The sequence below is a fragment of the Kushneria indalinina DSM 14324 genome (assembly GCF_003385845.1).
Classification (GTDB): domain Bacteria; phylum Pseudomonadota; class Gammaproteobacteria; order Pseudomonadales; family Halomonadaceae; genus Kushneria; species Kushneria indalinina.
This window is the reverse complement of record NZ_QRDJ01000006.1, coordinates 1,009,773-1,035,445: the sequence shown is the minus strand read 5'-3', so window position 1 is coordinate 1,035,445 and position 25,673 is coordinate 1,009,773. Positions and strand designations below refer to the sequence as shown.

Annotated in this window: 24 protein-coding genes; 17 read left to right on the top strand and 7 right to left on the bottom strand. The window is 56.5% G+C overall.

The window, feature by feature from the left end; all coding sequences use genetic code 11:
- Both C8D72_RS17725 and C8D72_RS17630 read right to left on the bottom strand, forming a co-directional pair.
- Positions 1-129, bottom strand: a complete 129-nt coding sequence (locus C8D72_RS17725) for a hypothetical protein (protein WP_281271599.1) — start codon at positions 127-129, stop codon at positions 1-3.
- A complete protein-coding gene (locus tag C8D72_RS17630) occupies positions 126-317 on the bottom strand; it encodes an SLC13 family permease (RefSeq protein ID WP_245955147.1) in 192 nt (63 codons plus the stop codon). Before C8D72_RS17630 ends, C8D72_RS17725 begins: the two co-directional genes overlap by 4 nt.
- A 449-nt stretch (positions 318-766) precedes the next feature.
- Here C8D72_RS17630 and gltS point away from each other — a divergent pair, with 449 nt between their 5' ends.
- On the top strand, positions 767-1,954 hold the full coding sequence (gene gltS / locus C8D72_RS04825; RefSeq protein WP_115853221.1) for a sodium/glutamate symporter: 1,188 nt from the start codon (positions 767-769) through the stop codon (positions 1,952-1,954).
- A 110-nt stretch (positions 1,955-2,064) separates the two neighbouring features.
- Here the strand turns inward: gltS and C8D72_RS04820 are convergent, their stop codons facing one another.
- The gene (locus tag C8D72_RS04820) at positions 2,065-3,519 is read right to left on the bottom strand and encodes an SLC13 family permease (protein WP_115853220.1); all 1,455 of its coding nucleotides are present in this window, start codon (positions 3,517-3,519) and stop codon (positions 2,065-2,067) included.
- 197 nt (positions 3,520-3,716) lie between these two features.
- Between C8D72_RS04820 and galE the strand changes: the two genes are divergently transcribed.
- From galE to C8D72_RS04755, 13 genes are all read left to right on the top strand, one after another.
- On the top strand, positions 3,717-4,727 hold the full coding sequence (galE, locus tag C8D72_RS04815) for a UDP-glucose 4-epimerase GalE (RefSeq protein ID WP_115853219.1): 1,011 nt from the start codon (positions 3,717-3,719) through the stop codon (positions 4,725-4,727).
- 226 nt (positions 4,728-4,953) lie between these two features.
- On the top strand, positions 4,954-6,102 hold the full coding sequence (locus C8D72_RS04810; RefSeq protein ID WP_115853218.1) for a glycosyltransferase family 4 protein: 1,149 nt from the start codon (positions 4,954-4,956) through the stop codon (positions 6,100-6,102).
- Between the two features lie 104 nt (positions 6,103-6,206).
- Positions 6,207-6,668 carry a DUF2489 domain-containing protein gene (locus C8D72_RS04805; protein ID WP_170140500.1) on the top strand — a complete coding sequence of 154 codons (462 nt, stop codon included), beginning with the start codon at positions 6,207-6,209 and terminating at the stop codon, positions 6,666-6,668.
- Between the two features lie 343 nt (positions 6,669-7,011).
- Positions 7,012-7,947, top strand: coding sequence for an OmpA family protein (locus tag C8D72_RS04800; protein WP_115853216.1), 936 nt, complete (start codon positions 7,012-7,014; stop codon positions 7,945-7,947).
- 263 nt (positions 7,948-8,210) lie between these two features.
- Positions 8,211-10,109 (top strand): threonine--tRNA ligase, encoded by a 1,899-nt coding sequence (gene thrS, locus C8D72_RS04795; RefSeq protein ID WP_115853215.1) that lies wholly within the window; start codon positions 8,211-8,213, stop codon positions 10,107-10,109.
- A gap of 26 nt (positions 10,110-10,135) precedes the next feature.
- Positions 10,136-10,681, top strand: coding sequence for a translation initiation factor IF-3 (gene infC / locus C8D72_RS04790; RefSeq protein ID WP_115853214.1), 546 nt, complete (start codon positions 10,136-10,138; stop codon positions 10,679-10,681).
- 105 nt (positions 10,682-10,786) lie between these two features.
- The gene (gene rpmI / locus C8D72_RS04785) at positions 10,787-10,981 is read left to right on the top strand and encodes a 50S ribosomal protein L35 (RefSeq protein ID WP_086622910.1); all 195 of its coding nucleotides are present in this window, start codon (positions 10,787-10,789) and stop codon (positions 10,979-10,981) included.
- Between the two features lie 33 nt (positions 10,982-11,014).
- Positions 11,015-11,365 carry a 50S ribosomal protein L20 gene (gene rplT, locus C8D72_RS04780; protein ID WP_086622909.1) on the top strand — a complete coding sequence of 117 codons (351 nt, stop codon included), beginning with the start codon at positions 11,015-11,017 and terminating at the stop codon, positions 11,363-11,365.
- A 169-nt stretch (positions 11,366-11,534) separates the two neighbouring features.
- Positions 11,535-12,554 (top strand): phenylalanine--tRNA ligase subunit alpha, encoded by a 1,020-nt coding sequence (pheS, locus tag C8D72_RS04775; RefSeq protein ID WP_115853213.1) that lies wholly within the window; start codon positions 11,535-11,537, stop codon positions 12,552-12,554.
- A gap of 24 nt (positions 12,555-12,578) precedes the next feature.
- Positions 12,579-14,963 (top strand): phenylalanine--tRNA ligase subunit beta, encoded by a 2,385-nt coding sequence (gene pheT, locus C8D72_RS04770; RefSeq protein WP_115853212.1) that lies wholly within the window; start codon positions 12,579-12,581, stop codon positions 14,961-14,963.
- Positions 14,964-15,017: 54 nt separating this feature from the next.
- Complete coding sequence (locus C8D72_RS04765) at positions 15,018-15,314, top strand: integration host factor subunit alpha (RefSeq protein ID WP_086622906.1); 297 nt, start codon at positions 15,018-15,020, stop codon at positions 15,312-15,314.
- A gap of 147 nt (positions 15,315-15,461) precedes the next feature.
- The gene (locus C8D72_RS04760) at positions 15,462-15,914 is read left to right on the top strand and encodes a flavodoxin domain-containing protein (RefSeq protein WP_115853211.1); all 453 of its coding nucleotides are present in this window, start codon (positions 15,462-15,464) and stop codon (positions 15,912-15,914) included.
- The gene (locus tag C8D72_RS04755) at positions 15,911-16,288 is read left to right on the top strand and encodes a hypothetical protein (RefSeq protein ID WP_147301499.1); all 378 of its coding nucleotides are present in this window, start codon (positions 15,911-15,913) and stop codon (positions 16,286-16,288) included. Before C8D72_RS04760 ends, C8D72_RS04755 begins: the two co-directional genes overlap by 4 nt.
- A 24-nt stretch (positions 16,289-16,312) precedes the next feature.
- On the opposite strand, the gene ppnN is transcribed toward C8D72_RS04755, so the two are convergent.
- Together ppnN and C8D72_RS04745 are read right to left on the bottom strand one after the other, a co-directional pair.
- Positions 16,313-17,686, bottom strand: coding sequence for a nucleotide 5'-monophosphate nucleosidase PpnN (gene ppnN, locus C8D72_RS04750; protein WP_115853209.1), 1,374 nt, complete (start codon positions 17,684-17,686; stop codon positions 16,313-16,315).
- Positions 17,687-17,748: 62 nt separating this feature from the next.
- On the bottom strand, positions 17,749-18,033 hold the full coding sequence (locus C8D72_RS04745; RefSeq protein WP_115853208.1) for a YfcL family protein: 285 nt from the start codon (positions 18,031-18,033) through the stop codon (positions 17,749-17,751).
- Between the two features lie 199 nt (positions 18,034-18,232).
- On the opposite strand from C8D72_RS04745, the gene C8D72_RS04740 reads away from it, so the two are divergent.
- Positions 18,233-19,165, top strand: a complete 933-nt coding sequence (locus C8D72_RS04740) for a LysR family transcriptional regulator (RefSeq protein ID WP_115853207.1) — start codon at positions 18,233-18,235, stop codon at positions 19,163-19,165.
- 136 nt (positions 19,166-19,301) lie between these two features.
- Here C8D72_RS04740 and gcvP read toward each other — a convergent pair whose 3' ends face one another.
- Both gcvP and gcvH read right to left on the bottom strand, forming a co-directional pair.
- Complete coding sequence (gene gcvP / locus C8D72_RS04735) at positions 19,302-22,193, bottom strand: aminomethyl-transferring glycine dehydrogenase (protein WP_115853206.1); 2,892 nt, start codon at positions 22,191-22,193, stop codon at positions 19,302-19,304.
- A gap of 131 nt (positions 22,194-22,324) precedes the next feature.
- Positions 22,325-22,723: a glycine cleavage system protein GcvH gene (gcvH, locus tag C8D72_RS04730; RefSeq protein WP_115853205.1), complete on the bottom strand. Its 399-nt coding sequence runs from the start codon at positions 22,721-22,723 to the stop codon at positions 22,325-22,327.
- 333 nt (positions 22,724-23,056) lie between these two features.
- Between gcvH and C8D72_RS04725 the strand changes: the two genes are divergently transcribed.
- Both C8D72_RS04725 and gcvT read left to right on the top strand, forming a co-directional pair.
- The gene (locus C8D72_RS04725; protein WP_115853204.1) at positions 23,057-24,421 is read left to right on the top strand and encodes an alanine/glycine:cation symporter family protein; all 1,365 of its coding nucleotides are present in this window, start codon (positions 23,057-23,059) and stop codon (positions 24,419-24,421) included.
- 89 nt (positions 24,422-24,510) lie between these two features.
- Positions 24,511-25,626, top strand: coding sequence for a glycine cleavage system aminomethyltransferase GcvT (gcvT, locus tag C8D72_RS04720; protein ID WP_115853203.1), 1,116 nt, complete (start codon positions 24,511-24,513; stop codon positions 25,624-25,626).
- Positions 25,627-25,673: the final 47 nt, after the last annotated feature.

Here is a 25,673-nt window from a genome sequence, read left to right as displayed (position 1 = left end):
TCAAATCATGTCGGTAATACGCAGTTGTCCGGAGGCAAAGACGATGACATTGGGAGGCGTGGCGATCGGCATCATGACGGCCGTGGCGGTATTGGACACCCACATGCTTAAAAAGCCGGTGGCAATCATGAATCCGGCAATCTGGCGGCGGGGTTTTGCCCCATGACCAGCATGATCTTGAGAGCAATGCGCTTGTGTAGATCCCAGCGCTGCATGGATAGGCCGAGAAGAAAGCCGCCCAGGAACAGGAAAGTAACGGGGTCAGCATAGGCAGGTACCGCGTCATCAAGGGAAGCAATGCCCAGTGCTGGTGCCATGAAAATGGGCAGCGATGCTGTTCATGGCCAGCGGCAAGGCTTGCGTGGCCCACCAGGTGTCCATCAGTAGCGCAAGTCCGGCACAGCGCCAGGCTTTCTGAGCCATGTCGCCCGGGGGCGGCATCAGTAGCGTTGCCACTATCCATAGCGGGCCTGCCCAAAGCCCAATTCGAGCGCTCATGGCGGGGGGGCCTCGTTGTTCTCACCCATTGCAACCTCGGTTTTTATAGGGCATTGGACAAAAGTAGTGCTTGATTGGGATTCGTTCTTTTGTGTCGAGGATAATTTCGGTCGAACGCCTGGTGTAGAAGCTCTCTTCAGGAAAGGTGATGCCGGGAAAGCATCAGCGGACGCCGGCCACGTTGGGTTCGGGCGGGCCTGATGACTTATACTCGGGGCTGCCTTTCTGGCGTTGCAGTGTATTACATCAATAACTTACAGGATTCATTATGACGCCCGGTCCCATAACGACGTTATTTATCGCCATCGTGGTGCTGGTGATTGGCCAGCAATGTGTCAAACGCGTGCGATTTTTACGCGAATTCAATATACCGGTACCCGTAGTAGGGGGGCTTATCGCAACGCTTGTTGTCACAGCGCTGCGCGCCTTTGGGATCGAAATCAACTTCTTTGACGGGCTTCAGGAACCCTTCATGCTGATCTTTTTCGCCTCGGTCGGCCTTTCTGCCAACTTCGGGCTGATTCGGGCCGGTGGTTCAAGGCTGCTGATTTTCTTCGCGCTTGTGGTGGGGCTACTGGTTCTGCAAAACATTGTAGGGGTCGGCATCGCCACCCTGTTCGGGTTGTCACCTGTCATGGGGCTGCTGGGCGGATCCATCACCATGTCCGGCGGACATGGCACCGGTGCGGCATGGGCCGAGGTGTTTACCAATAATTATGGTGTGGAAAGCGCCATGGCGCTGGCAATGGCAGCGGCAACGTTCGGGCTGGTATTTGGTTCCCTGATCGGCGGACCTACGGCGTCATTTTTGATCCGACGCGCCAAAAGAAAGGGGCTCGTTATGGAAAGCGATGATCAGGAGGATGTTGCTGACCTGACGGGCAAGGATGAAAGAACCGATGTCGGCAGCATGATTCGCGTATTGTGCTGTCTTTTTGCGGGGCTTGTTGCAGGCACCTTCCTGCATGGGGTGCTTGAAAATACGCCCTTCAGCCTGCCGACATTCGTATGGGTCCTGTTTTCCTGTGTTCTTATCGGCAATTTTCTGCGCATCAGCCGTCTCTACCATGTCAATGATGATGCCAATAACACGGTCGGTAATGTGGCGCTTTCCGTATTTCTGGCGCTGGCGCTGATGAATCTCAAGCTGTGGGACCTGGCCAACCTTGCACTGCCGATGCTGGTCATCCTGGTGGTGCAGGTCGCACTGGTCTTTTTCTATACCACGCAGGTGACCTTCAGGGTGATGGGCGGCGGTTATGATGCCGCGGTTCTGGTGGCGGGCAACTGCGGTTTTGCCATGGGGGCGACACCGACGGCCATTGCCAATATGCAGGCGGTCACCGAGCGATTCGGGCCTTCCCGGCTGGCATTTATTATTGTACCGGTCGTTGGCGGGTTCCTTATTGATATTGCCAATGCCTTGATTATAAAGGGCTTCCTGTTCGTTACCTGAGACGGGGTCTGTTCGTTGCATCTGAAATGAAGCAAGAAGACTCTGAAATCCAGTCGTGAAAAAGCCGTCTGCTGGCAGCAGACGGCCTTTTCGGTTTGCAAGGAAGAGTATTACCAGAGCAGGGAAACCAGGGTATAAACCAGCAGCGTAATGATCACTGTGCCGGCAAGGTTGAGGAACAATCCGGCGCGGATCATGGACTGAATTTTCATCTGCCCGGTTGCAAACACGATGGCGTTGGGCGGTGTTGCGACAGGCATCATGAAGGCGCAGCTGGCGGCGATGGCGGCGGGGACAGTAATCAGCAGTGGCGAAAGCCCCAGGGAAATGGCCAGTGCGCCCAGCAGGGGCAAAAAGGCGGCAGCGGTTGCCGTATTGGAAGTGACTTCCGTCAGAAAAATGATGACCAAAACGACAATGGCAATCAGGCCGACCAGGGGGAAGATCGAGAAAAGCGAAAGCTGCTCGGCAATCCAGGCAGCGAGCCCTGAGCTTTGAATAATGCCTGCCAGCGCCAGCCCCCCGCCGAACAGCAGCAATACACCCCAGGGGAGCGACGCCGAGCTTTCCCAGTCCATGAGCTTGTCTTTTTTGCTGCTCCCTGAAGGCATCAGGAAAAGTCCGACGCCTACTGTCATGGCAATGGTGGTATCGCTGAGCCAGTCAAGGCCAAGGTTGTTGAGAAGCGGGCGAGTCATCCAGGCAAGAGCTGCCACAAGAAAGGCGATGCCAACCCGCTTTTCTGCAGTGCTCATATCACCAAGCTTGCCAAGCTCTTCCTTTAAAAGGTTGCCGTCGGCTTCACTCTGCTCAAGATTGAAGCCCTGTCTGGTCAGCCACCACCATGCCAGAAGCATCATGGCAATCGAGACTGGCAGGCCTACCACCATCCATTGTGCAAAACCAATATCAATGTTCTGGTTATTGGAGAGATAGCCGGCCAGCAGCGCATTGGGCGGAGTACCTATCAGGGTGGCCACGCCACCAATGCTGGCGGAATAGGCAATCGCCAACAGAAGCGTTGTGGCATACCGACGTACTTCGCCTTCATTGCTGGTGGAAAGAAGGGCAATCACCGAGGTGCCGATAGGCAACATCATGATGGCCGTTGCGGTGTTGGAAACCCACATGCTGATAAACCCTGTCGCCAGCATGAAACCCCCAATCTGTCTTTTAGGGTCGGATCCCACAACAATCAGGGTGCGCAGTGCAATGCGGCGATGGAGGTTCCAGCGCTGCATGGCAAGGCCCAATAAAAAACCACCCAGAAACAGGAAAATAATGGGATCGGCGTAGGCTGAGGTAACTTCCTTGAGACTACCGATGCCCATGGCAGGTGCGAGGATAATGGGTAGCAGGGAGGTGGCCGGTATTGGAATCGCTTCGGTCGACCACCAGGTGGCCATCAAAAGCGCCAGGCCAATGCAGTGCCAGGCACTGCCTGACATGCCTTCCGGCGCTGGCACGACAAGCACCATTACAATCCATGCCAACCCTAGCCATAGACCAATGACAGGTGCCTTGCCCGAGGATGGCTTATCGGTATCCGTCGTCGTATCAGGCATTATTTGTTCTCGGTATCAGAAGTTGAGTGAAAGTACAGGCAAACGATGGATCAGCATAAATCCTCGACTTTATTCATGTTTATAATGAAATATAAGACGATTGTATTTTCGCCTTTCGTCGACCATGAACACTGATGAACCTTCCGGGGCAGTGTTCATTCAGCCGTTTTATCTACTCAATACACAGGGGGAGGCAAATGATTCTTGTCACCGGAGGTGCAGGTTATATCGGGTCGCATACGGTTCTGGCGCTGCTTGAAGCGGGACAGGACGTACTGGTACTGGATAATTTCTGTAATGCCAACCAGAAGTCTCTGGAGAGAGTCGGTACGCTGACCGGCAGGGAGGTGCGCTGGGTGGAAGGCGACATCCGTGATGCGGCACTGCTGGATGATATCTTCGAGCATAACGATATTGACTCGGTCATTCACTTTGCCGGTCTCAAGGCCGTGGGTGAAAGCGTTCAAAAGCCACTTGCCTATTTCGATAACAACGTCAACGGCACGCTGGTGCTCTGTGGGGCCATGTCACGCGCCGGTGTGAAAACGATCGTTTTCAGCTCTTCAGCGACTGTCTATGGCGATCCCGAATCAGTGCCCATTCAGGAAGACTTTCCTACTGCGGCTACCAACCCCTACGGCCGCTCCAAGTTGATGGTCGAAGAGATTCTTCACGATCTTGCCGTCTCCGATCCGCAATGGCGTATTTCCGTGCTGCGATATTTTAATCCGGTAGGGGCGCACGATAGTGGCATGATTGGAGAAGATCCCAACGGGATACCCAATAATCTGGTGCCCTTTGTCAGCCAGGTGGCTATCGGTCGCCGAGAAGTACTGTCAGTATTCGGCAATGATTATGATACCAGCGATGGGACTGGCGTCCGTGACTACATCCATGTCACGGACCTGGCGAAGGGTCATCTAATGGCGCTTGATTATCTGTCTCGCCATGATGGGGTACATACCTTCAACCTTGGCACAGGTAAGGGGTACAGCGTTCTTGAGGTTGTGCAGGCTTTTGAAAAGGCCAGCGATCGGAAGGTGGCGTATGAGTTTCACCCACGTCGCGCAGGAGACATTGCACGCTGTTACGCCGACCCGGCGCATGCCGAAAAAGTGCTTGGCTGGAGTGCCGAGTTTGACCTCGAAAAAATGATGGCGGACACCTGGCGCTGGCAACAGAAAAACCCCAACGGTTACAGTGATTAGACGCCTTCGTGAATCGGATGCGAGCATCGTGAGCTGATAGCCAGACTCCGGGCCCGAAGGGCTCGGGCAGGGTTTCATGATGGTATGATGCGCGAACGGTCACGATGCCCCCCTGGGAGGTGGCCGGGGCTGGCATCAGGGCACCGACGCAGATTTCGGCGTTTTGAATGTTGATTGCTGCCAGTGAAAACACGTTCGCTGATACTGCTGTTTGGGCGCTTTTTGAATGACAGAACATGCAAAACCTCTGGCCGCCATCGCCATTCGCCAGGTAGAGAAAAGTACAGGGGCCAGTCGAAATGCCCTCGAGCAGACATCGGCACTGATCGCGCTGGGCTATGAGGTGGTGATCATCGCCGAGCGAGGCAATTCCGATCTGGTAGCGCGTGCCGGCGCGCGGTTGGTCAAGACCCGACGCTGGCCTTTCAAGGGTGCCCGTCGGCGTTTCTGGTTCAACAGCCGTGTGCAGTCATGGACACGCCGACATTCGCCAGCTCTGCTGGTAAGCCATGGCGATGTGGAAACGCCTGATGTCGTATATCTGCATAACTGCGTGCATCTGGCAAGCCAGGCCATCCATGGCCGGGCACTACCCGAGCATCATGAAGTTGCCGCCATCCATGACCATGTGCTCAATGGAAAGCGCTTTCGCCGCGTGGCCGTCAATTCAAAAATGATGGGTAATGATCTGACGGCCCGTTATGACATTGCTCCTGACAAGATCGATATCAGCTATCCCGGCTATGACCCCGAGCAGTTCTATCCGGAGCGGGCTCGCGCCGACAGAGAGGAGGCTCGTCGGTCGTTGGGTGCCGCCCCCGGGGAATTTCTGATAGGGCTGGTAACTTCCGGCAACTTTAAAAAGCGTAACGTGGAAGGTTTTGTGAAGCTGGCGGCTGAGCTGGATGAATTGATGCCGAGTCGCTGTCGCTTTCTTGTCGTCGGCAAGGATGATGCTTCACCCTGGCAGCATATGGCTGACACACTCGGGGTTGCCGAGCGGTTTGTCTGGCGCTCAACCGTGAGTGATGTGGAAAGGCTTTACGGTGCGCTGGATATTTTTATGCTGCCTGCCTACATCGAAGAGTTTGGTCGCGTCGCGCTGGAAGCCATGGCGTGTGGAACGCCGGTGATGCTTTCCTCGGGTGTCGGTTGTGCAGAGCTTTTGGAAGACCGCTATCCTGAGCTCGTGCTGGATGCCATGGATGTTCAGGGGTGGGCGCGAGGTGCTCATGCACTTCTTGAAGACGGCGCCAGACGTGATGCGTTGAGCAGGGAGCTGTCTACCCTGGCCAGAAACTACTCCCATGAGCAGCAACAAAAAAAGCTGATTGCCGCTTTCAGGGCGCTTGGCACTGAACAAGCTGGCAGATAGCGAGTGTTGCCTCCTTTGGGGCTGCTGTTTGCGGGATTTGGTCAAGCTGGAACCGTTTCCATAGGGTTTTTATCGAACCCATGCTTAAAGGAGTGATGTATACCGTGTCACAAATCTGGGCAATGTCACTTTTAGGCATGGCGCTTGTGATTGTTGGCGTCCTGCTGGCAGTTATCTGGCGTATGTCTCGCGAATTGCGTCGTCGCAGGCAACGTCAGGAAGAAGAGCAGGCGCAGGCCGAGTATCAGTGTCTGTCCAATCTTAATGTCATAGGGCGTGCCATGCAGGAGGGGCAGATGGATCTTGCAGAGGGATGTCTGCGTGCCCGTGTCATCATCGATATCCTTGATGCCGGCTGGTGGGAAGATGAAGAGCTCGCGGTGATTGCGCTCGTCAGTGACAACACTGCCCATTTACATACGCATCAGGCGCGCTCCACGCTGACCGCACGTGAAAGAATGCAGGAAGATCAACATCGGCTGCAGGTCGTCGACAAGCATGAGGCGGATATTCTTCAGGCGGCTCGTAAGCTGATCAGGCGGACTGATCATGTTGCAATGCATTAATAATGAAGTGTGCTTTCAAGAAGAACTGTTTTTTTGAAGTTCGAAGCAATTAACCTGAAATTTAATCAATGCAATAAACAGGGTTTGACTTTCAGCGCTTTCAGTGCGAAAACAGTGTTCGAATACGTCACAATGGATTGCCAGTGACGCGTTTTTCATCATGGCAGCGTGTGGTGGTTCCGAGAGACCAAAGCAGGGTGGTCACAAGCTGGTTCCAATGCGCTTGATATGCTTTTCTTTTCAGTAGAAGAAAAACTTTCTAGTGGTGTTGGCGTTGCCTATACTCGGAACCGCTTAGTAACAACATCGTTGCCCTAGCGTTGCAAAAAAGAAGGAGTCTTGCATGAATAAATCAACAACTGGCTTGCTGCTGGGATCTGCTCTCGTAATGGGTCTCGCCGGCTGCGCCAGCTCAGGTCAACAATCTTCTGGTGCTTCTTCCAGCGGTGATTCCTGGTACTCTTCTCCTTTCGTCTGCGGTCTGGCTGGTGGCCTGATCGGTGGTGGCCTCGGTTACGGTGTCAGCAGCAATGACGATGAAGAAACTGGTGCCGCCATCGGCGCGACTGCCGGTGCAACAGCAGCTGCTCTGCTTTGCTCTGGTGGCGATAGCCGTGAACTGGACTCTGACAACGACGGCGTACCGGATTCTCGCGATGAGTGCCCGAATACACCGGCCGGCGTTGCCGTTGATGCCAAGGGCTGCCCGATCGATACCGATGGTGATGGCGTGCCGGATTACCTTGACCAGTGCCCGGGTACCCCGGCTGGTGTAGAGGTTGATTCACGCGGCTGCCCGCTGGACTCCGATGGTGACGGCGTGCCGGACTATCAGGACCAGTGCCCGAACACTCCGGCTGGCACTCAGGTCAACGCACTGGGCTGCCCGGCTGCGCTGGTACTGCGCGATGTCAACTTCGAGTTTGATTCCGCACAGCTGACCTCCAATGCCGAACAGACCCTGAATGATGTTGCCGAGAAGCTGAACAGCAACGAACAGGTTCGTGTCCGTCTGGAAGGCCACACCGACTCCGTTGGTAGCGCTTCCTACAACAAGGATCTGTCCCAGCGTCGTGCGGACTCTGTCCGTGAATACCTGGCTTCTCAGGGTGTCTCCTCTGACCGCATGGAAGCCCTCGGCTTCGGTGAAGAGCGTCCGGTAGCCAGCAACGACACAGCTGAAGGCCGCGCAGAGAACCGTCGTACTGAAGTTCATCCGCTGGGTGAAAATGGTCAGGTAATGGATCGTACTGGCCAGAATGGTGGTAACAATCAGTAAATTTTACTGATTGCCATCTGATAAAAGAGGGCGCTTCGGCGCCCTCTTTTTATATCAATATTCCCCGAGCAGAGGCCGGCTGTCTTTACGATTTATATGTATTGACTGGACGCCATTCACCACTCTTTGCTAGTTTGCGTTTCGGCTTGATAACTTGCCCCACGCCTGCCAGTTCCATGGCGCATTCCCTGCGCTGTGCTGACAATGTAATACTTCAAGTGACTCCTGGTAGCGGTCACCACTGAAACAAGGAAGGATAACCTATGCCCGTCGTCACGCTTCCTGACGGTAGCCAGCGTCAATTTGAATCTCCCGTGTCCATAATGGCAATCGCCGAGTCCATTGGTGCCGGTCTGGCCAAGGCTGCCATAGCCGGCAAAATTGATGGGCAACTGGTGGATACGGCCGATGTTGTTGATCATGACGCAGCAGTTGCCATCGTGACTGCAAAGGATGAGGAGGGGCTCGAGATCATTCGCCACTCCTGTGCACACCTGATTGGGCATGCCGTTAAACAGCTTTATCCCGATGCCAAAATGGCCATTGGCCCTGTCATCAATGAAGGCTTTTATTACGACATTGATTTCGGCCAGTCCATTTCAAGTGATGATCTTGAAAATATCGAAAAGCGCATGCGTGCACTGATCGACGAAGGTTATGACGTCTCAAGGGAGTACGTCGATCGCGATCAGGCGCTGAAAGCTTTTGTCGCAAGAGACGAACCCTACAAGCAGGATATTGTTTCTCGTATTCCCGAGGGTGAGACCATACGGCTGTATCACCACAAGGAATATACGGACATGTGCCGGGGACCCCATGTTCCCAACACACGGCATCTAAAGTCCTTCAAGCTTCTGAAGCTGGCCGGCGCCTACTGGCGTGGCGATGCCTCTAATACCATGTTGACTCGCATCTATGGTACGGCCTGGGCAGACAAGAAGCAGTTGAATGCCTACATCAAACGGATTGAAGAAGCCGAAAAGCGCGACCACCGCAAGCTTGCGCGTCAGCTCAATCTCTTCCATCAGCAGGAAGAGTCACCGGGTATGGTCTTCTGGCACCCACGTGGATGGGCCATCTGGCAGGCGGTCGAGCAATACATGCGCCGTGTTTATCACGACGGCGGCTATCAGGAGATCCGTTGTCCTCAGGTCATGGACGTTAGTCTCTGGAAGAAGTCCGGTCACTGGGATAACTATTCGGAAAACATGTTCTTTACCGAATCGGAAAAGCGTGAGTACGCGCTCAAACCGATGAACTGTCCGGGACATGTTCAGGTGTTCAATTCCGGTCTTCACAGCTACCGTGAAATGCCCATTCGCTACGGAGAGTTCGGCGGGTGTCATCGCAATGAACCTTCAGGTGCCCTGCATGGCATTATGCGAGTGCGCGCCTTTACTCAGGATGATGGTCACGTCTTCTGCACTGAGCGTCAGATCGAACCGGAAGTCACCGATTTTCATCGTCAGGCGCTCAAGGTCTACGAAGACTTCGGTTTCAACGATATCGACGTCAAGATTGCTCTGCGTCCCGAAAAGCGTATTGGCACTGATGAAGAGTGGGACAAGGCTGAAGGCGCGCTGCGTGCTGCGCTCAAGGCCTGTGATGTCCAGTGGCAGGAACTGCCGGGTGAAGGTGCCTTCTATGGTCCCAAGATCGAGTATCATATGCGGGACTGCCTGGGCCGTGAGTGGCAGGTAGGTACCATGCAGATCGATTTCATGATGCCCGGCCGCCTTGGGGCGCAATATGTGGGTGAAGATGGCAATCGCCATACACCGGTAATGCTTCACCGTGCCATCATCGGATCATTCGAGCGTTTCATCGGTATCCTGCTGGAGCATCATGCAGGAGCGTTGCCCTTGTGGCTCGCGCCGGAGCAGGTCGTGGTGCTCAATATTACCGATGCACAGGCGTCCTATGCCACGGCGCTGACCGAGCGATTGCAACAAGCCGGCCTTCGTGTCAAGTCGGACTTGAGGAATGAGAAGATCGGTTTTAAAATTCGTGAGCATACGCTCCAGAAGGTGCCTTATCTGCTGGTCATCGGCGATAAGGAAGTGGAGTCAGATAGCGTTGCTGTCAGAACGCGGACTGGTGAGGATCTGGGAACCATGACAGTTTCCGAGTTTCTTGCCAGACTTGATACCGAACGTAGATAGCAGCATTTCTTTTCAGCAATGGAGACTTGACGATCAAGCGAAATAACCAACGTGGGCGCCCTCAGGAAAAGCGCGCACCCATAAATGACCGCATTCGTGCGGATGAAGTTCGGCTTATCGATAGCGAGGGCGAGCAGCTGGGTGTTGTGCCCATGAATGAGGCGCTTGCCAAGGCTGAAGAGGCTGGGCTTGATCTCGTGCAGATATCCAATGCCGATCCGATCGTTTGCAAGATCATGGATTACGGCAAGCATCAGTTCGAACTGAAAAAGCAGAAGTCTGCTCAGAAGAAGAAGCAAAAGCAGATCCAGATCAAGGAAGTCAAATTTCGGCCTGCCACTGATGAAGGTGATTATCAGGTCAAGCTCAAGAATTTGACTCGTTTCCTTGAGGAAGGCGATAAGGGCAAGGTCACATTGCGCTTTCGTGGTCGCGAAATGGCGCACCAGGATATCGGACGCAAGCTCATGGAGCGTGTAGAACATGACTTGGATGACCTTGCTGTTGTAGAATCGCGTCCGAAGATGGAAGGCCGGCAAATGATCATGATGCTGGCCCCCAGGAAAAAGTGATCCGCGGGCAGTTTAACGAGCGTGCCGATGCTATCGCAGGAGATCTGCGATGACGCGGCACGCTGGCCTCGGGTTTTCTAAAAAATATCGCGCGGAGTTATTCTCATGCCGAAAATCAAGAGCAACAGCGGTGCGGCCAAGCGCTTCAAGCGCACTGCCAAGGGCTTTAAGCACAAGCAGTCCTTCCGCAGCCATATCCTGACCAAGAAGTCGACCAAGCGTAAGCGTCAGCTGCGCGGTATGAAGCAGATCCATGATGCCGATCGTCGTTTGATCGAGCGCATGCTCCCTTATATCTAAGTCGATTTTAACAACTGAAGTCAGGAGGTTTTCATGGCTCGTGTAAAGCGTGGTGTCGTCGCTCGTCGCCGTCACAAGAAGATTTTGAAGCAGGCAAAAGGGTACTACGGTGCTCGTTCGCGTACTTTCCGTGTTGCCAAGCAGGCAGTGATCAAGGCAGGCCAGTATGCCTACCGTGACCGCCGTCAGCGCAAGCGTCAGTTCCGTGCACTTTGGATTGCACGTATCAACGCTGCGGCCCGCACTCACGGCATGTCCTATAGCCGCTTCATCAACGGTCTGAAAAAGGCCGGTATCGAGATCGACCGCAAGATCCTTGCTGATCTGGCCGTTCACGAAAAGCAGGCTTTCGGTTCTATCGTCGAGCAAGCCAAGGCTGCCTGATGGTACGGGTGATTTGATATCACCTGCCGAAGTGCTACAAGGGAAGAGCCGTCGCTCTTCCCTTGTTTTTTTGTGTGGCAACAATTTATCGTCAGATCCCTGATAACAGGATCAACGTGCAGAGCTTTCCTGGTATCTGCAATCTGCCGTTTTTCATGGAGCAAGACGGATGGAGCATCTCTCCACAGTAGTAGCGACGGCAGTCGACGCCATTGACGCTGCCGAAGATATCAGGGCACTGGAAGATATTCGTGTCCGCTACCTGGGCAAGAAGGGTGAAGTGACGGCCCTGTTGAAAGGATTGGGAAAATTACCAGCGGAGGAGCGACCTGCAGCCGGAGAAGTGATCAATCAGGCGAGACAGCAGATTGAGACTGCTCTGGAAGCCAAAAGGACGACGCTGGAAGAAAGCGCCATGGCGGCAAGGCTTGCGGCGCAAAAGGTAGATGTGACTCTGCCGGGTCGGCGGGAAACCTCGGGTGGTCTTCATCCCATTACCCAGACGCTGCGTCGCATTGAGCAGTGTTTTGCCAATATTGGTTATGACATCGCGGAAGGCCCTGAAATAGAGGACGACTATCATAACTTCGAGGCGTTGAATATACCGGCACATCATCCTGCCCGCGCCATGCATGACACCTTCTATTTTGATGCGCGCCATGTTCTGCGCACACATACGTCTCCGGTACAGATTCGCACCATGGAGCACCAGGAGCCTCCGGTGCGTCTGGTGTGTTCAGGCCGCGTGTACCGTAATGATTCCGACCTCACCCACAGCCCCATGTTTCACCAGATAGAAGGGCTGTTTGTTGACGAAAACGTCAGTTTTGCCGATTTAAAGGGCACCATTGAGGCCTTTTTGAAAGCTTTCTTTGAGCGTGATCGGCTCGATGTGCGTTTTCGCCCCTCCTATTTCCCGTTTACCGAGCCTTCGGCAGAAGTCGATATCCAGTGCGTCAACTGCGGTGGCAAGGGGTGTCGTGTCTGCTCTCATACCGGCTGGCTCGAAGTGATGGGTTGCGGCATGGTGCACCCCAATGTGTTTGCTCATGTGGGTATAGATTCGCAGCGCTATAGCGGTTTTGCCTTTGGCATGGGTGTCGAGCGTCTGGCGATGCTGCGATACGGCGTCAATGACCTGCGTCTTTTCTTCGACAACGATCTGCGCTTTCTCCGCCAGTTCCAGTAATCCGTTTCGGTATAGCGAGGCAAGATGAAAGTTTCCGAACAGTGGCTGCGTCAATGGGTTGATGTAGCGCAGGACGTGCAGGCGATCGCCGATCAGATCACCATGGCGGGGCTCGAAGTTGATGCCATCGAACCGGTATCAGCCCCGTTTTCAGGCGTTGTTGTGGCACGTGTAGAAGAGGCTGATCAACATCCTGATGCAGATCGCCTTCGTGTCTGTCAGCTTGATGATGGCAGCGGCCAGCTTCAGCAGGTGGTGTGCGGAGCGGCCAACGTGGCCACCGGTCAGAAAGTGGCTCTGGCCAGGCCGGGTGCGGTCCTGCCCGGCGATTTCGCCATCAAGGAAGCAAAACTCAGAGGCGTGGCGTCTCACGGCATGATTTGTGCCGAATCCGAGCTCGGTCTGGTGGAGGAAAAGTCGCCGGGCATCTGGGTGTTGCCGGACAGTGCGCCTGTTGGCGGGGACGTAAGGCAGTGGCTCGGGCTGGACGATCACAGCATCGATGTCGACCTGACGCCCAATCGCGGCGACTGCCTGAGTATCATGGGGTTGGCGCGCGAGCTGGGTGTGCTCAATCGCCTTGAGGTCAAAACGCCCGAGATCCCGCCCGTGGCGGCGCAGATGGACGAGCGCTTCGAGGTTCGTCTTGATAATGGCAGCGCCTGCCCGCGCTACAGCGCGCGCGTTGTGCGTGATGTCAATGTCAGTACACCTTCGCCCCTGTGGCTGACGGAGTATCTGCGTCGCTGTGGCCTGCGCTCCATCGATATCGTGGTGGATATCACCAATTACGTGATGCTTGAGCTGGGTCAGCCGATGCATGCCTTCGATCTGGATCGACTCCAGGGGCATATCGAAGTGCGAAATGCTCGCGCTGGCGAAACATTGACCCTGCTTGATGGGCAGGAAGTCCAGCTTGACGACAATACCCTGTTGATCGCCGATGCTGATGGCCCGTTGGCCATCGCGGGGGTCATGGGGGGAGAGAGTTCGGGCGTCAACAGCGAGACGCGTCATGTGCTGCTGGAGTCTGCCTTCTTTGCGCCGCTTGCCGTCGCTGGAAGGGCTCGCCAGTATGGTCTGCACACGGATGCCTCGCATCGCTTCGAGCGTGGTGTTGATCCAACGCTGCAGGTGCGCGCGCTTGAGCGTGCCACGAAACTGCTTGTCGAACTGGCCGGCGGCCGCCCTGGCCCGGTGATCGAGCAGACGGATGCACAGGCGCTGCCCGAGACCTGCCAGATCACCCTGAGTGCCGCGCGCGTCAGCCGGATTCTGGGCATGGCCCTTGATGATGACGAAATCAGCGACATCCTGACCCGCCTGGGCATGACCCTGGTGGCTCAGGGAGAGGGCGTCTGGCATGTCAGTATTCCTGCATGGCGCTTTGATGTGCGCCTGGAAGAGGATCTGGTCGAAGAACTGGCACGCGTTCACGGCTACAACCGTTTGCCCGTTCGGTATCCGCAGACCAACCTGGCCCCACGTCGCGAAGATGGGACGAAGGTCTCTCTCGATGCCATTCGCCAGCATCTGGTAGCGGGCGGTTATCAGGAAGCCATCACCTACAGCTTTGTCTCCGATGAGCTGCAGCAAGCGCTGACCCCGAATGTTGTAACGCCAACGCTTGCCAACCCTATCTCCAGCGACATGTCTGTCATGCGCTCGAGTCTGTGGGCGGGGCTCAGTCGGTCGCTGTTGCATAACCTCAATCGTCAGCAGCAGCGCGTTCGTCTTTTTGAGACAGGGCTGGTGTTCAATGGTGATATCGAGGCGCTGACGCAAACGCCGATGCTGGGCGGCATGATCTGCGGAACTCGGGATCCGGAAGGATGGGCGGGCCGCAAGGAAAGCGTCGATTTCTTTGATATCAAGGGTGATGTGGAACGTCTTCTGGCACTGGGGGGCGCCGAACATGAATGGCGCTTCGAGCCGGGCGAGCATGACGCGCTTCATCCCGGCCAGTGCGCCCGTATCATGCGTGGCGAGCGTCGTGTCGGCTGGGTAGGAGCACTGCATCCCGCGGTCCGGGAAAAACTCGGTATCAAGCCCGAGGTATACGTTTTTGAGCTTGAACTGGCCTCCTTGCAGCAGGGCAGGCTCGCTGCGTTCAGTCCCTTGTCCCGTCATCCGGAAGTGCGCCGCGATCTGGCGCTACTGGTGGATGAAACCCTGCCGGTGCAGTCGCTTCTGGACGTGATCCGTGAGCAGGCCGGGGAGGCGTTGACGGATCTGCGCCTTTTTGATGTTTATCAGGGCGCCGGCGTGGAAGAGGGGCGCAAGAGCCTGGCGCTGGGCTTGACCTGGCAGCATCCTTCGCGCACGCTGACAGATATTGAAATTAATCAGACAATTGACAATATTGTAGCGGTTTCCTCGGAACGTTTTGGCGCGTTACTGCGTAACTGAATGCGGTGGCGGGACACTGTCTCCTAAAGATTGTTTCCTACAGGATGTCGGATAATGAGTGCGTTGACCAAGGCTGAACTGGCAGAGCATCTGCACACGTCGCTTGGCTTTTCAAAGCGTGAAGCCAAAATGCTTGTCGAGCAGTTCTTTGACGAAATCCGCGGTTGTCTCAGGGAAAATGAACAGGTGAAGCTTTCAGGCTTTGGCAATTTTGATTTGCGTGACAAGCGTGAAAGACCTGGTCGTAACCCCAAGACGGGAGAGGAGATCCCTATCTCGGCACGTCGTGTGGTCACATTTCGACCCGGGCAGAAGCTCAAGGCCCTGGTGGAAGAGCGCGACAAGGCCTGATCCATCCCCGTATTCACGGCCATGACGAGTAGCTGTCGTGAAGTGAAAGCCCCGCCCATGGCGGGGCTTTTTGTATGCTGCGGGCAAGGAAAGCGTCAAGCGCGCTATGTTACCATTCCCAAAATTTAACGCTGGTGATCAAGACTCATGCCTGATGTCGGAATTTATGTTGCAACCGTATATGGCGGCGCGCTGGATGTTGCCGAGCAGATAGCGCCACTGTTTGAAACGGCAGGATACGGCGTTGATGTTCATGAAACGCCAACGCTTGAGGGGCTGCTCGAGCCGCAGCCGGATCTGGCGCTTTTTTGCATCTCCACTACGGGGCGAGGCGATTATCCCGGCAACTTTACCGGCCTCAGCAGCGCCCTTGAGCAGGAGCGTCCCTCACTTCAGGGGCTTCGATACGCTTTGATTGCCATGGGGGACAGCAGCTATGAGGAGAGTTTTTGCGGTGCCGGTCGAAAGCTGGATGAGCTTCTGACGTCGCTCGGGGCCAGCCGTGTAGGCGAGCGTCTGGAAGTGGATGCCTCGGAAACGCCGATGGCCGACGATGCGGCACTGCCCTGGGCGGAACAGTGGCTGGCAGAGCATTCATGAACCGTCATGGATTGCTGGCCAGCGGCGAGCGGATTTCCATCCTGCTGGGTTTGGCCATGACCATGCTGGTAGCAGCGCCCGGCTACTATATCGTCCGTGACAATGAGCGACTGGTACTGGTATGTGGGGGCGTGGCGGCCCTGGTGGTCGTGTCTGCCATCCTGTGGCAGCGCGCTTCAGACAACGTCAAAAGCGATGCCTCCCAATCAATGAAACGCCTGCTACTGTGGCTGGCAGCAGGTGTTGTCGCTACGACACTCTGGCATCTGGTTACGGGGCAGGCGCAGTTCTGGTATCAGTGGCTCCCCAGGGCCATGACCGTCGGGCTGTTGCTGCACGCCTTGTACGGTTGGTGGCGCCCTGCCACGCAGTAGCGCCACCACCAGGTCGAGTACGTTTTATGCGTTGAGCGTATAGCAGGGGACGTATTCGCTGCCAGGCAGCTTCATGCGTCCCTGAGCGACGAAAGAGGTCAGCAGTTCGTCAAGGGGTTGCATGAGTTCGCTTTCGGCATTCAGGCGGAAAGGGCCATGTTTTTCGATGGCGCGCAGGCCATGCTCCTTGACGTTGCCGGCCACGATCCCCGAGAAGGCGCGACGCAGATTGGCGGCCAGATCATGCACATTCTGGCGGCGGTGAAGCGCCAGACCGGCCATCGAGTCGTGATTGGGCGTAAAGGGCTGCTGAAAGTCCCGCGGGATCTCCAGACGCCAGTTGAAGTAAAAGGCGTCCTGATGCTGGCGCCGGAATTCGGTGACTTCCTCGATACCCTCTCTCATGGCGCGCGCCACACCGACGGGATCATCAATCATGATGCGGTAGTGCTTCTGCGCCTCGGCGCCGAGCGTAAAGGCAATGAATTCGTCGATGCGTCGGAAATAGTCAGCGCTGCTGGCCGGCCCGGTAAAGATGATTGGAAAGGGGATGTCTGCATTGTTCGGGTGCAGCAGTACGCCCAGCAGATAGAGAATTTCTTCGGCGGTGCCCACGCCGCCGGGGAAGATGATGATGCCGTGCCCGACCCGGATGAAGGCCTCAAGACGCTTTTCGATATCCGGCATGATGACCAGTTCGTTCACGATCGGGTTGGGCGATTCGGCAGCGATAATGCCGGGCTCCGAAATGCCCAGATAGCGGCTGTTGCGACGACGCTGCTTGGCATGTGCCACATTGGCACCCTTCATGGGCCCTTTCATGGCGCCCGGGCCGCAACCGGTGCAGATGTCCATGTCACGCAGGCCCAGATGATAACCGACCGATTTGCTGTAATCGTACTCATCGCGTGAAATTGAATGCCCGCCCCAGCAGACCACGAGGTTGGGGTCGCGGGACGGCTTCATGACGCCAGCGTTGCGCAGGATATGGAATACGGCGTTGGTAATGCCTTCGGCAGAGTCGAGATCGAAACGACCGTGCTTTTCGATTTCGTTGGAGACATACACCACATCGCGCAGGACAGAAGAGAGCAACTCACGGATGCCGCGAATCATGCTGCCATCCACAAAGGCATGCGCCGGGGCATTGGTCAGTTTCAATCGGATGCCACGGTCCTGCTGGATCACTTCGATATCAAAGTCGTGATAGGTCTCAAGCACACTGCAGCTGTCATCGACCATGGTGCCGTAGTTCAAAATGGCCAGTGCGCAGCGGCGCAGCACGTCGTGCATGCCGTTGGAGGAGGTGTCCCGCAAGCGATTGACTTCCTGCTGCGAGAGTACTTCCAGACTGCCTTCCGGAGAAATGGTGGCTGAAATGCGTGTGGCTTCTGTCATCCTCTTTGATATCCTTTTCCTGCAGTCAACAAATGCCAGAGTCAGGCCCTGGCGGGAATGGATCAGGCTGTCCGGCTCATGGCGCTCTGCCAGAGTTCTTCAATACGCTGGCGGTCATCGCTTGCCATGGCATCTTCCATAAAGGTGCTTTCAAGCCACTGACGGTAGGTGGCATCAAAATCCTCGCCGGTCACATCTTCGGGATCGTATTGCGCCATCTCCTGCACAAGCTCTATCTGCGGAATCATGTAACCCAGCGCAAAAAGGTCGTTATCAGGCGCCTCAGATTCCATGGCCAGCAGGGTCTTCTTGATATTTTCAGCGCGGTTTAAAAAGGGGTCGGACATGATGAATGTTCCAGGGGGGCAGCGGTGTCAAAAGGCATGTCTCTGGATGCTAACACGAGAGCTTGAGGAGCTCATGCGAGCTATAAAATTTTCTGATAAAGTAGCCAGGCACGCCGTATCTGTCTGATCAGAAATGAAGATTTTTTTATCTGCCCTGGTCGCGTTGCGGCCAGGGCCGTCAGTGAGCTGATAACTCCTCATGTTTAATGCCCAGTATTTCAAGACCTTTATCACGCTGGTGGAAACAGGCAGTTTTACCCATACGGCATACAAGCTGGAAATGACCCAACCGGGGGTCAGCCAGCACATCCGTAAGCTTGAACATTACCTCGACAAGACCCTGCTGCGCCGTCATGGTCGCCGTTTTACGCTGACAGAGGCGGGCAGACGCGCCTATGACTATGCCATCCGGCTTTTTGCCGAGCATGAACAGTTTCGTCACGGCCTTGATGATGAGTCCCTGAGCAGCGGCGACTGCCGTATCGCAAGCCCCTCGAGTATCGGCTTGATGTTCTATCCCTTTGCGCTGGGGTATCAGCAGGTCAATACCGGGCTGACCATCAACTATAACTTTGCCTTCAATGCCGAAATCGTGCAGGACGTGCTGGCCGGTCGCTATGATCTGGGGCTTGTGACCGATATCACGCGTCATCCTGATCTTGAGTATGAACTCTGGCATCACGAGCCGCTGTGTCTGGTCGTGCCGGCCGATTTTCGCGGTAACAGCATCAATGAACTGCTGGCGCTGGGATTTTTGAACTATTTCGACGGGGTAAATAACGCAAGTCAGGTACTGCGCGAGAACTACTCCGATGAGTTTCGCTCGATCAGTTATTTCCCGCAGAAGGGTTATACCAACGACGTGGCAGTAGTCCTTGATGCGGTCGCGCGTGGGCTGGGGTTCACCGTCGTGTCGCGTCCGGTGCTTGAAACCTCTCCATGGCAGCGCCAAGTGCAGGAAGTCCCGCTGACGGTACCGGTCTATGAGTCTTTGTATGTGTTGACGCGTCGAGGCGCGGAGCTGCCGCGTCGATACCGTCAGCTGCTGGATGAATTTCGCGAGCAGCGACGCAATGCACTGTATGGCTATGAGGCACCTGCAGACATGGTCTCCGACGACCGCAGCACCTGAGGCCATTCGACAGCAACAGAGTCTCTGGCTGATGCTGTCCTTTTGAGGCCAGCTGTAACCGACCCTGCTCCAGGCGTCACAATGATCAGGCCGATAGAATGAGTTCCATTCTGTCGGCCTGATGCGTTAAAGAGGCTTAATTGCGATAGTCGTCGATGCTCGGGCAGCTGCAGATCAGGTTGCGATCCCCATACACATTATCAACCCGATTGACGCTGGGCCAGAACTTGGCCGCCCTGGTCGACTGAGTGGGGAAGGCCGCCTGTTCGCGGGAGTAGGGGTAAGGCCAGTCATCGCGATACAGATCATGCTGGGTGTGCGGCGCATTGACCAGCACATTGTTATCGCGAGCAACATCTCCCTGCTCGATGGCGCGAATCTCTTCGCGGATGGCGATCATCGCCTCGCAGAAGCGGTCCAGCTCCTGGTGCGACTCGGATTCGGTCGGCTCGATCATGAGCGTCCCTGCCACTGGAAAGGACATGGTCGGTGCATGAAAGCCGTAATCCATCAGGCGCTTGGCAATGTCCTCTTCATCGATGCCGGTGGTGGTCTTGAGCGGACGAATGTCGATGATGCATTCATGGGCCACATGGCCCTTTTTGCCACGATAGAGGACGCTGTAGTGCTCGTTCAGGCGATGCGCCACGTAGTTGGCGTTCAAAATGGCCGCTTCACTGGCCTCGCGCAGCCCCCGTGCGCCCATCATGACAATGTAGGCCCATGAAATGGGCAGAATCAGGGCGCTGCCAAAGGCTGCCGAGGAGACAGCAGTGCCTGGCTCAAAATGGGTGTGCCCCGAGCGGTGCACATGGCCGGGCAGATACTCTGCCAGATGCGCCTTGACGCCGATCGGGCCCATGCCGGGGCCGCCGCCGCCGTGTGGAATGCAGAAGGTCTTGTGCAAATTGAGATGCGACACATCGCCGCCATAGTCGCCCGGTCGACACAGACCGACCTGAGCATTCATGTTGGCACCGTCGATATACACCTGACCGCCGTGCTGGTGCACTATCTCGCATGCCTGGCGGATGCCTTCCTCGAACACCCCATGGGTGGAGGGGTAGGTTAGCATAATGGCCGACAGTTCAGCACTGTGTTTTTCGGCCTTGGCCTGTAAATCGTTGAGGTCGATATTGCCGTTGGCATCGCATTCCACTACCACCACCTTCATGCTGGTCATGGCCGCCGATGCCGGGTTGGTGCCGTGGGCTGACGATGGGATCAGACAGATGTGTCGGTGACCCTGATCGATCGACTGCTGATAGCGTCGAATGGCCAGAAGGCCGGCATACTCTCCCTGAGCGCCCGAGTTGGGCTGCATGGAGATGGCGTCATAGCCGGTTATTTTAACCAGATAATCGCCCAGCTCGCCAATCATCTTCAGATAGCCCGGTACCTGGGTCTCGGGCGCAAAGGGGTGGATGTCGGCACACTCGGTCCAGGAGAGCGGCACCATTTCGCTGGTGGCATTGAGCTTCATGGTGCACGAGCCCAGCGGAATCATGGCGTGCGTGAGTGACAGGTCGCGATTCTCGAGGCGTTTCAGGTAGCGAAGCATCTCGGTTTCGCTGTGATAGCGCGAGAAGGTCGGATGTGTCAGGAAGTCCGATTGACGCTGGCAGGCTCCCGGCAGTTGAGTGCTGGTCTGCTGCAGCTCCCTGTCGAGTTTAGCGACATCAAGCCCGTGCTGGTCGCCCAGCAAAATGGTGAAAAGCGCCTCAAGATCCTCCGGCGTGGTGGTTTCATCCAGACTGATCCCCACGCGGCCATCCTCACGGTAGCGAAGATTGTGGCCGGCCGCTTCGGCGCGCCGGCGCAGGGCGCTGGTGTCATTAACCCGCAGTGTCAGCGTATCGAAGAAATACTCGCTTTCCACACTGATATCGCTGTCGGACAGGCTGCTTGCCAGAATGCGGGCCATCCGATGCACGCGTGTCGCAATGGTGCGAATGCCCTCGGGGCCGTGATAGACCGCATAAAAACCGGCAATGTTGGCCAGTAACGCCTGGGCAGTACAGATATTGGATGTCGCCTTTTCGCGACGTATGTGCTGTTCGCGCGTCTGCATGGCCATGCGAAGGGCGGGTTTGCCGTGACGGTCCCGAGACACGCCGATCACGCGTCCGGGCATGGCGCGCTTGAGGTCATCGTTGACAGCAAAAAAGGCCGCGTGTGGACCCCCAAAGCCCATGGGCACGCCAAAGCGCTGGGCGGAACCAAGTGCGATGTCGGCGCCCGTCTCTCCCGGCGGCTTCAAAAGCGCCAGCGACAATAGATCAGTGGCCACGGCGACCATGATCTGGCGTTCATGGGCGCGCTCGATGAGGGCCTGGATCTCCGTCACGCTGCCATCCTCGGCCGGATACTGCAGCAACGCGCCAAAGACATCGTACTGATCAAGCCGCTCGGCGCGGTCCACGATCACGTCAAGGCCAAGCCAGCGCGCGCGCGTACGCACGACATCCAGGGTCTGGGGGAAAACGTGGTCCGCGACAAAAAAGGCCTGGCTCTTGTTTTTGCGGTTGGCCCGCTTGCACAGGGCCATGGCCTCGGCCGCGGCGGTGGCCTCGTCCAGCAGCGAGGCATTGGCCAGTGCCATGCCGGTCATGTCCATGACCATCTGCTGAAAGTTGAGCAGCCCTTCAAGGCGGCCCTGAGCGATCTCGGGCTGATAGGGGGTATAGGCGGTATACCAGCCCGGGTTTTCCAGCACATTACGGGCGATGACGGCAGGCATGATGGTGCCGTAATAACCGGCCCCGATATGATTTCTCATGACCTGATTGGTGCCCATGTCCCGGCGCAGGCGCGTCAGTGCTGCAAGCTCCGACACCGGTTCGGCCAGGTTTAGCTCGCCCTCCATGCGGATGTCTGCGGGGATGGCATGAGATAGCAGGTCGTCTATCGTGTCCGCGCCCAGTGTCTCCAGCATATGGTGACGGGCCGTGGCATCGACGCCGATATGACGGGCAATAAACGCATCATGCGTGAAGAGTTCATCCAGCGAGCGAGAATCAGCGGCCATGGGATATCCGTAAGATGGAGTGTCAGAAGATGTCACTGCAGGGCGCGGCCAATATGGGACCGAGCGATGATCATGAGCCTTTCTGACAACAGCGAGGAGGTCAGCCTCGTGGTGTCAGTCGTAAATGCTGTTCAGTCGTTTGCTTCGTTGGCGACGAGTTCGGTATAGCTCTCGGCGTCCATCAGTGATTCGAGTTCATCAGGCTCTGCCAGACGAATCTTGATCAACCAGGCATCGTCGTAGGGACTTTCATTGAGGCTTTCGGGGGCGTCTTCGAGCAGGGTGTTGACGCCAAGGACTTCACCGCTCAGGGGGGCATAAAGGTCGGAGGCGGCCTTGACCGATTCAACCACACCGAACTCCTCACCGGTGGTGATGGTGCTGCCAACCTCGGGAAGCTCCACGAAGACCACGTCGCCAAGGGCCTGCTGAGCATGATCGGTAATGCCGATGGTGACCGTACCATCGCCATTATCCTGGACCCATTCGTGACTGTCCGAATAGCGGAGATTAGTGGGGATCTGGCTCATTTTATATGTCCTGTTCAATGCCAAGATGACGGATGGCGAAACATCCCGGGGATAACGAGGCTGACCTGCCTATAGGGTGGCTTCAGGCGGCTTGCTCGTCCACTGCTGATTGCGGACCGGCGATTTTGTTGTGCCGACGTGTTTCCGATCGGAAACTTTTTGCTTATCGTAACGTTGCCGACCGGGGACTAAAAGGGGCGGGCGTGAAAAACGTCGGTTTCCGGCAAGCTTGTCATGACATCAGCAGGGTCAGCCTGTAGATTTTCATGTTGCGCCGTCATCCATGCTGTTCGACGAGCAATGACTTCAATAACAAATCAGGGAAAATCGGTCATGGAAGCACTACAAGGACTGGTAGAAGGTATTAACGGGGTGGTCTGGGGGCCACTGATGCTGCTGCTGCTGCTGGGCGTGGGGCTCTATCTGCAGATAGGGCTCAAGGGCATGCCCGTGCGCAACATCGGCCGCGCCTTTGCCCTGCTCTGGCAGGGGCGTGCTCCGGGTGAAAAGGACAGCGGCGAGATTTCATCGTTCAACGCCCTCATGACCTCTCTTTCGGCCACCATCGGTACCGGCAATATTGCCGGTGTTGCCACCGCGATCGCTCTGGGCGGGCCCGGCGCCGTGTTCTGGATGTGGATGACGGCACTGGTCGGCATGGCGACCAAATACGCTGAAGCGGTCTGTGCCGTGCGTTATCGCGAGCGTGATGACCAGGGCAAATTTGTGGGCGGGCCGATGTACTACATCAAAAACGGGCTCGGCAAACGCTACGCCTGGCTTGGCGTGATGTTTGCGCTGTTTGGCACGCTGGCCTCCTTTGGTATCGGCAATACGGTGCAGGCCAATTCGGTCGCCGACGCTCTATCCACTTCTTTCAACATCCCTACCTGGGTGACCGGCCTGATCATCATGGTGTTGGCCGGCGCCGTTATTCTGGGCGGGATCCAGCGTATCTCAAGTGTTGCCGGCCGTCTGGTGCCGTTCATGGCCGTGGCCTATCTGCTGGCGGGGCTGGTGGTGCTGGCCATTAACTACGCCGCCATTCCTGAAGCGCTCTGGCTGATCATCAAACATGCCTTCACGCCCATTTCGGCGGCTGGCGGGTTTGCCGGTGCCGCGGTGGCGGCAGCCATTCGATTTGGTGTGGCACGGGGCGTCTTTTCCAATGAAGCAGGTCTGGGTAGTGCGCCGATTGCCCATGCGGCAGCGCAGACCAACAGCCCCATCAGGCAGGGCATGGTGGCCATGCTGGGTACCTTCATCGATACCATTGTGGTCTGCTCGATCACGGCACTTGCGATCGTGACCTCCGGGCAGTGGCTCGAGGGTGATTCGGGTGCCTCATTGACGTCACTGGCCTTTCGTACGGCGCTGCCGGGGCCGGGGGATTATATCGTGGCCATCGCGCTGGCGATTTTTGCTTTTACCACCATTCTGGGCTGGTCCTACTACGGCGAGCGATGTTTTCAGTATCTTTTCGGCAGCCGCGCCACACGCTTCTATCGAATCGCCTTTGTGCTGGCGATCCCTGTCGGAGCGATGGCGCATCTTGATTTTATCTGGCTGCTGGCGGATACCTTCAATGCCCTGATGGCCATCCCCAATCTGATTGCGCTGGCACTGCTGTCGCCGGTCGTGTTCAAGCTGACCCGGGAGCATTTCGCCGGCGAAGCGCAGACGCTCGATCACCGGTAGAAAGCTGTCGGCTGCATGTGCATGGCCTTTGCCATCAATGGCCATGCACATTCAGGAGTATCCATTCATGAACCGGATCCGGAGGATTTATGTCAACGCTGCACCGAACGCCGCTCTATACGCTCTGGCAACAGCGCGGGGCCAGGTTCGTCCCCTTCGCCGGCTATGAAATGCCTGTCCAGTTCGAGATGGGGATCAAGCGTGAACACGAGCATACCCGCAGTCAGTGCGGGTTGTTTGACGTCTCTCACATGGGACAGATGCTGATCCGCGGTAGTCGACCGGCGCAGGCGCTGGAGCGGGTCTCCCCCATCGATGCCGTAGGAATCGCGCCCGGGCGTCAGCGCTATGGGCTCTTTACCAGCAATGTGGGCGGTATCCATGATGACTTCATGGCGGTCAATGCCGGGGAGCATCTTTATCTGGTCGTTAATGCTGCCTGCCGTGCAGCGGATGCTGCGCTGATGAGGAGCGGGCTGGGTGAAGAAGGGACGCTTGAGGTCCTGGAGGATCGTGCCCTGCTGGCGCTGCAGGGGCCCAGAGCGCGCGAGGTCATGAGCAGGCTGTGTCCGTTAGCGACAGAGCTTGCCTTCATGCAGCACGGGCGCTTTGAGGTCATGGGACATGATCTCTGGATCAGCTGCTCGGGATATACCGGAGAGGATGGTTTCGAGCTGTCGATCCCGGCAGAAGGCGCCACTGAGGTTGCCGAGTGGCTGCTCGACCAGAAAGAAGTCGCCCCCATCGGCCTGGGCGCGCGTGATTCGTTACGCCTTGAAGCAGGGCTTTGTCTTTATGGCCACGATATGGACAAGGAAACCACGCCGGTTGAAGCCTCGCTCGGCTGGGCGATCGGCAAGGCGAGACGACAGGGCGGTGAGCGTGAAGGTGGATTTCCGGGGGCAGATGTCATCCTGACCCAGCAGGGCAATCAGGATACCGAGCGGGTCAGAGTAGGCCTTAAAGCCGATGGGCGAGCGCCAGTTCGAGAGGGCACCCGGCTTTACAACATGGATGGCGATCCCATCGGCGAGGTAACGTCGGGTACTTTCGGCCCTTCGGTCGGTGCGCCCATAGCGATGGGATATGTCAGGCGCGAGTTCCGTGAGCCCGGGCAGACACTACAGGCAGAGGTTCGCGGTCGACGGCTGGACATGACTGTCACGGCAATGCCCTTTGTCACGACACACTATTATCGTGGTTGAGCCCGGGGAGAAGGCCCAGCATCAACGGCTGGGCCTTGAGAAGGTAC

Bases quoted from the DNA above. Each gene is read 5' to 3' on its own strand.
- C8D72_RS17725 (WP_281271599.1), bottom strand. From the start codon at position 129: ATGATTGCCACCGGCTTTTTAAGCATGTGGGTGTCCAATACCGCCACG.
- rpmI (WP_086622910.1), top strand. From the start codon at position 10,787: ATGCCGAAAATCAAGAGCAACAGCGGTGCGGCCAAGCGCTTCAAGCGC.
- gcvT (WP_115853203.1), top strand. From the start codon at position 24,511: ATGTCAACGCTGCACCGAACGCCGCTCTATACGCTCTGGCAACAGCGC.
- pheT (WP_115853212.1), top strand. From the start codon at position 12,579: ATGAAAGTTTCCGAACAGTGGCTGCGTCAATGGGTTGATGTAGCGCAG.
- gltS (WP_115853221.1), top strand. From the start codon at position 767: ATGACGCCCGGTCCCATAACGACGTTATTTATCGCCATCGTGGTGCTG.
- rplT (WP_086622909.1), top strand. From the start codon at position 11,015: ATGGCTCGTGTAAAGCGTGGTGTCGTCGCTCGTCGCCGTCACAAGAAG.
- C8D72_RS04820 (WP_115853220.1), bottom strand. From the start codon at position 3,519: ATGCCTGATACGACGACGGATACCGATAAGCCATCCTCGGGCAAGGCA.
- gcvP (WP_115853206.1), bottom strand. From the start codon at position 22,193: ATGGCCGCTGATTCTCGCTCGCTGGATGAACTCTTCACGCATGATGCG.
- C8D72_RS04740 (WP_115853207.1), top strand. From the start codon at position 18,233: ATGTTTAATGCCCAGTATTTCAAGACCTTTATCACGCTGGTGGAAACA.
- C8D72_RS04800 (WP_115853216.1), top strand. From the start codon at position 7,012: ATGAATAAATCAACAACTGGCTTGCTGCTGGGATCTGCTCTCGTAATG.
- C8D72_RS17630 (WP_245955147.1), bottom strand. From the start codon at position 317: ATGGCACCAGCACTGGGCATTGCTTCCCTTGATGACGCGGTACCTGCC.
- thrS (WP_115853215.1), top strand. From the start codon at position 8,211: ATGCCCGTCGTCACGCTTCCTGACGGTAGCCAGCGTCAATTTGAATCT.
- C8D72_RS04760 (WP_115853211.1), top strand. From the start codon at position 15,462: ATGCCTGATGTCGGAATTTATGTTGCAACCGTATATGGCGGCGCGCTG.
- gcvH (WP_115853205.1), bottom strand. From the start codon at position 22,723: ATGAGCCAGATCCCCACTAATCTCCGCTATTCGGACAGTCACGAATGG.
- C8D72_RS04725 (WP_115853204.1), top strand. From the start codon at position 23,057: ATGGAAGCACTACAAGGACTGGTAGAAGGTATTAACGGGGTGGTCTGG.
- C8D72_RS04755 (WP_147301499.1), top strand. From the start codon at position 15,911: ATGAACCGTCATGGATTGCTGGCCAGCGGCGAGCGGATTTCCATCCTG.
- pheS (WP_115853213.1), top strand. From the start codon at position 11,535: ATGGAGCATCTCTCCACAGTAGTAGCGACGGCAGTCGACGCCATTGAC.
- C8D72_RS04810 (WP_115853218.1), top strand. From the start codon at position 4,954: ATGACAGAACATGCAAAACCTCTGGCCGCCATCGCCATTCGCCAGGTA.
- galE (WP_115853219.1), top strand. From the start codon at position 3,717: ATGATTCTTGTCACCGGAGGTGCAGGTTATATCGGGTCGCATACGGTT.
- ppnN (WP_115853209.1), bottom strand. From the start codon at position 17,686: ATGACAGAAGCCACACGCATTTCAGCCACCATTTCTCCGGAAGGCAGT.
- C8D72_RS04765 (WP_086622906.1), top strand. From the start codon at position 15,018: ATGAGTGCGTTGACCAAGGCTGAACTGGCAGAGCATCTGCACACGTCG.
- C8D72_RS04745 (WP_115853208.1), bottom strand. From the start codon at position 18,033: ATGTCCGACCCCTTTTTAAACCGCGCTGAAAATATCAAGAAGACCCTG.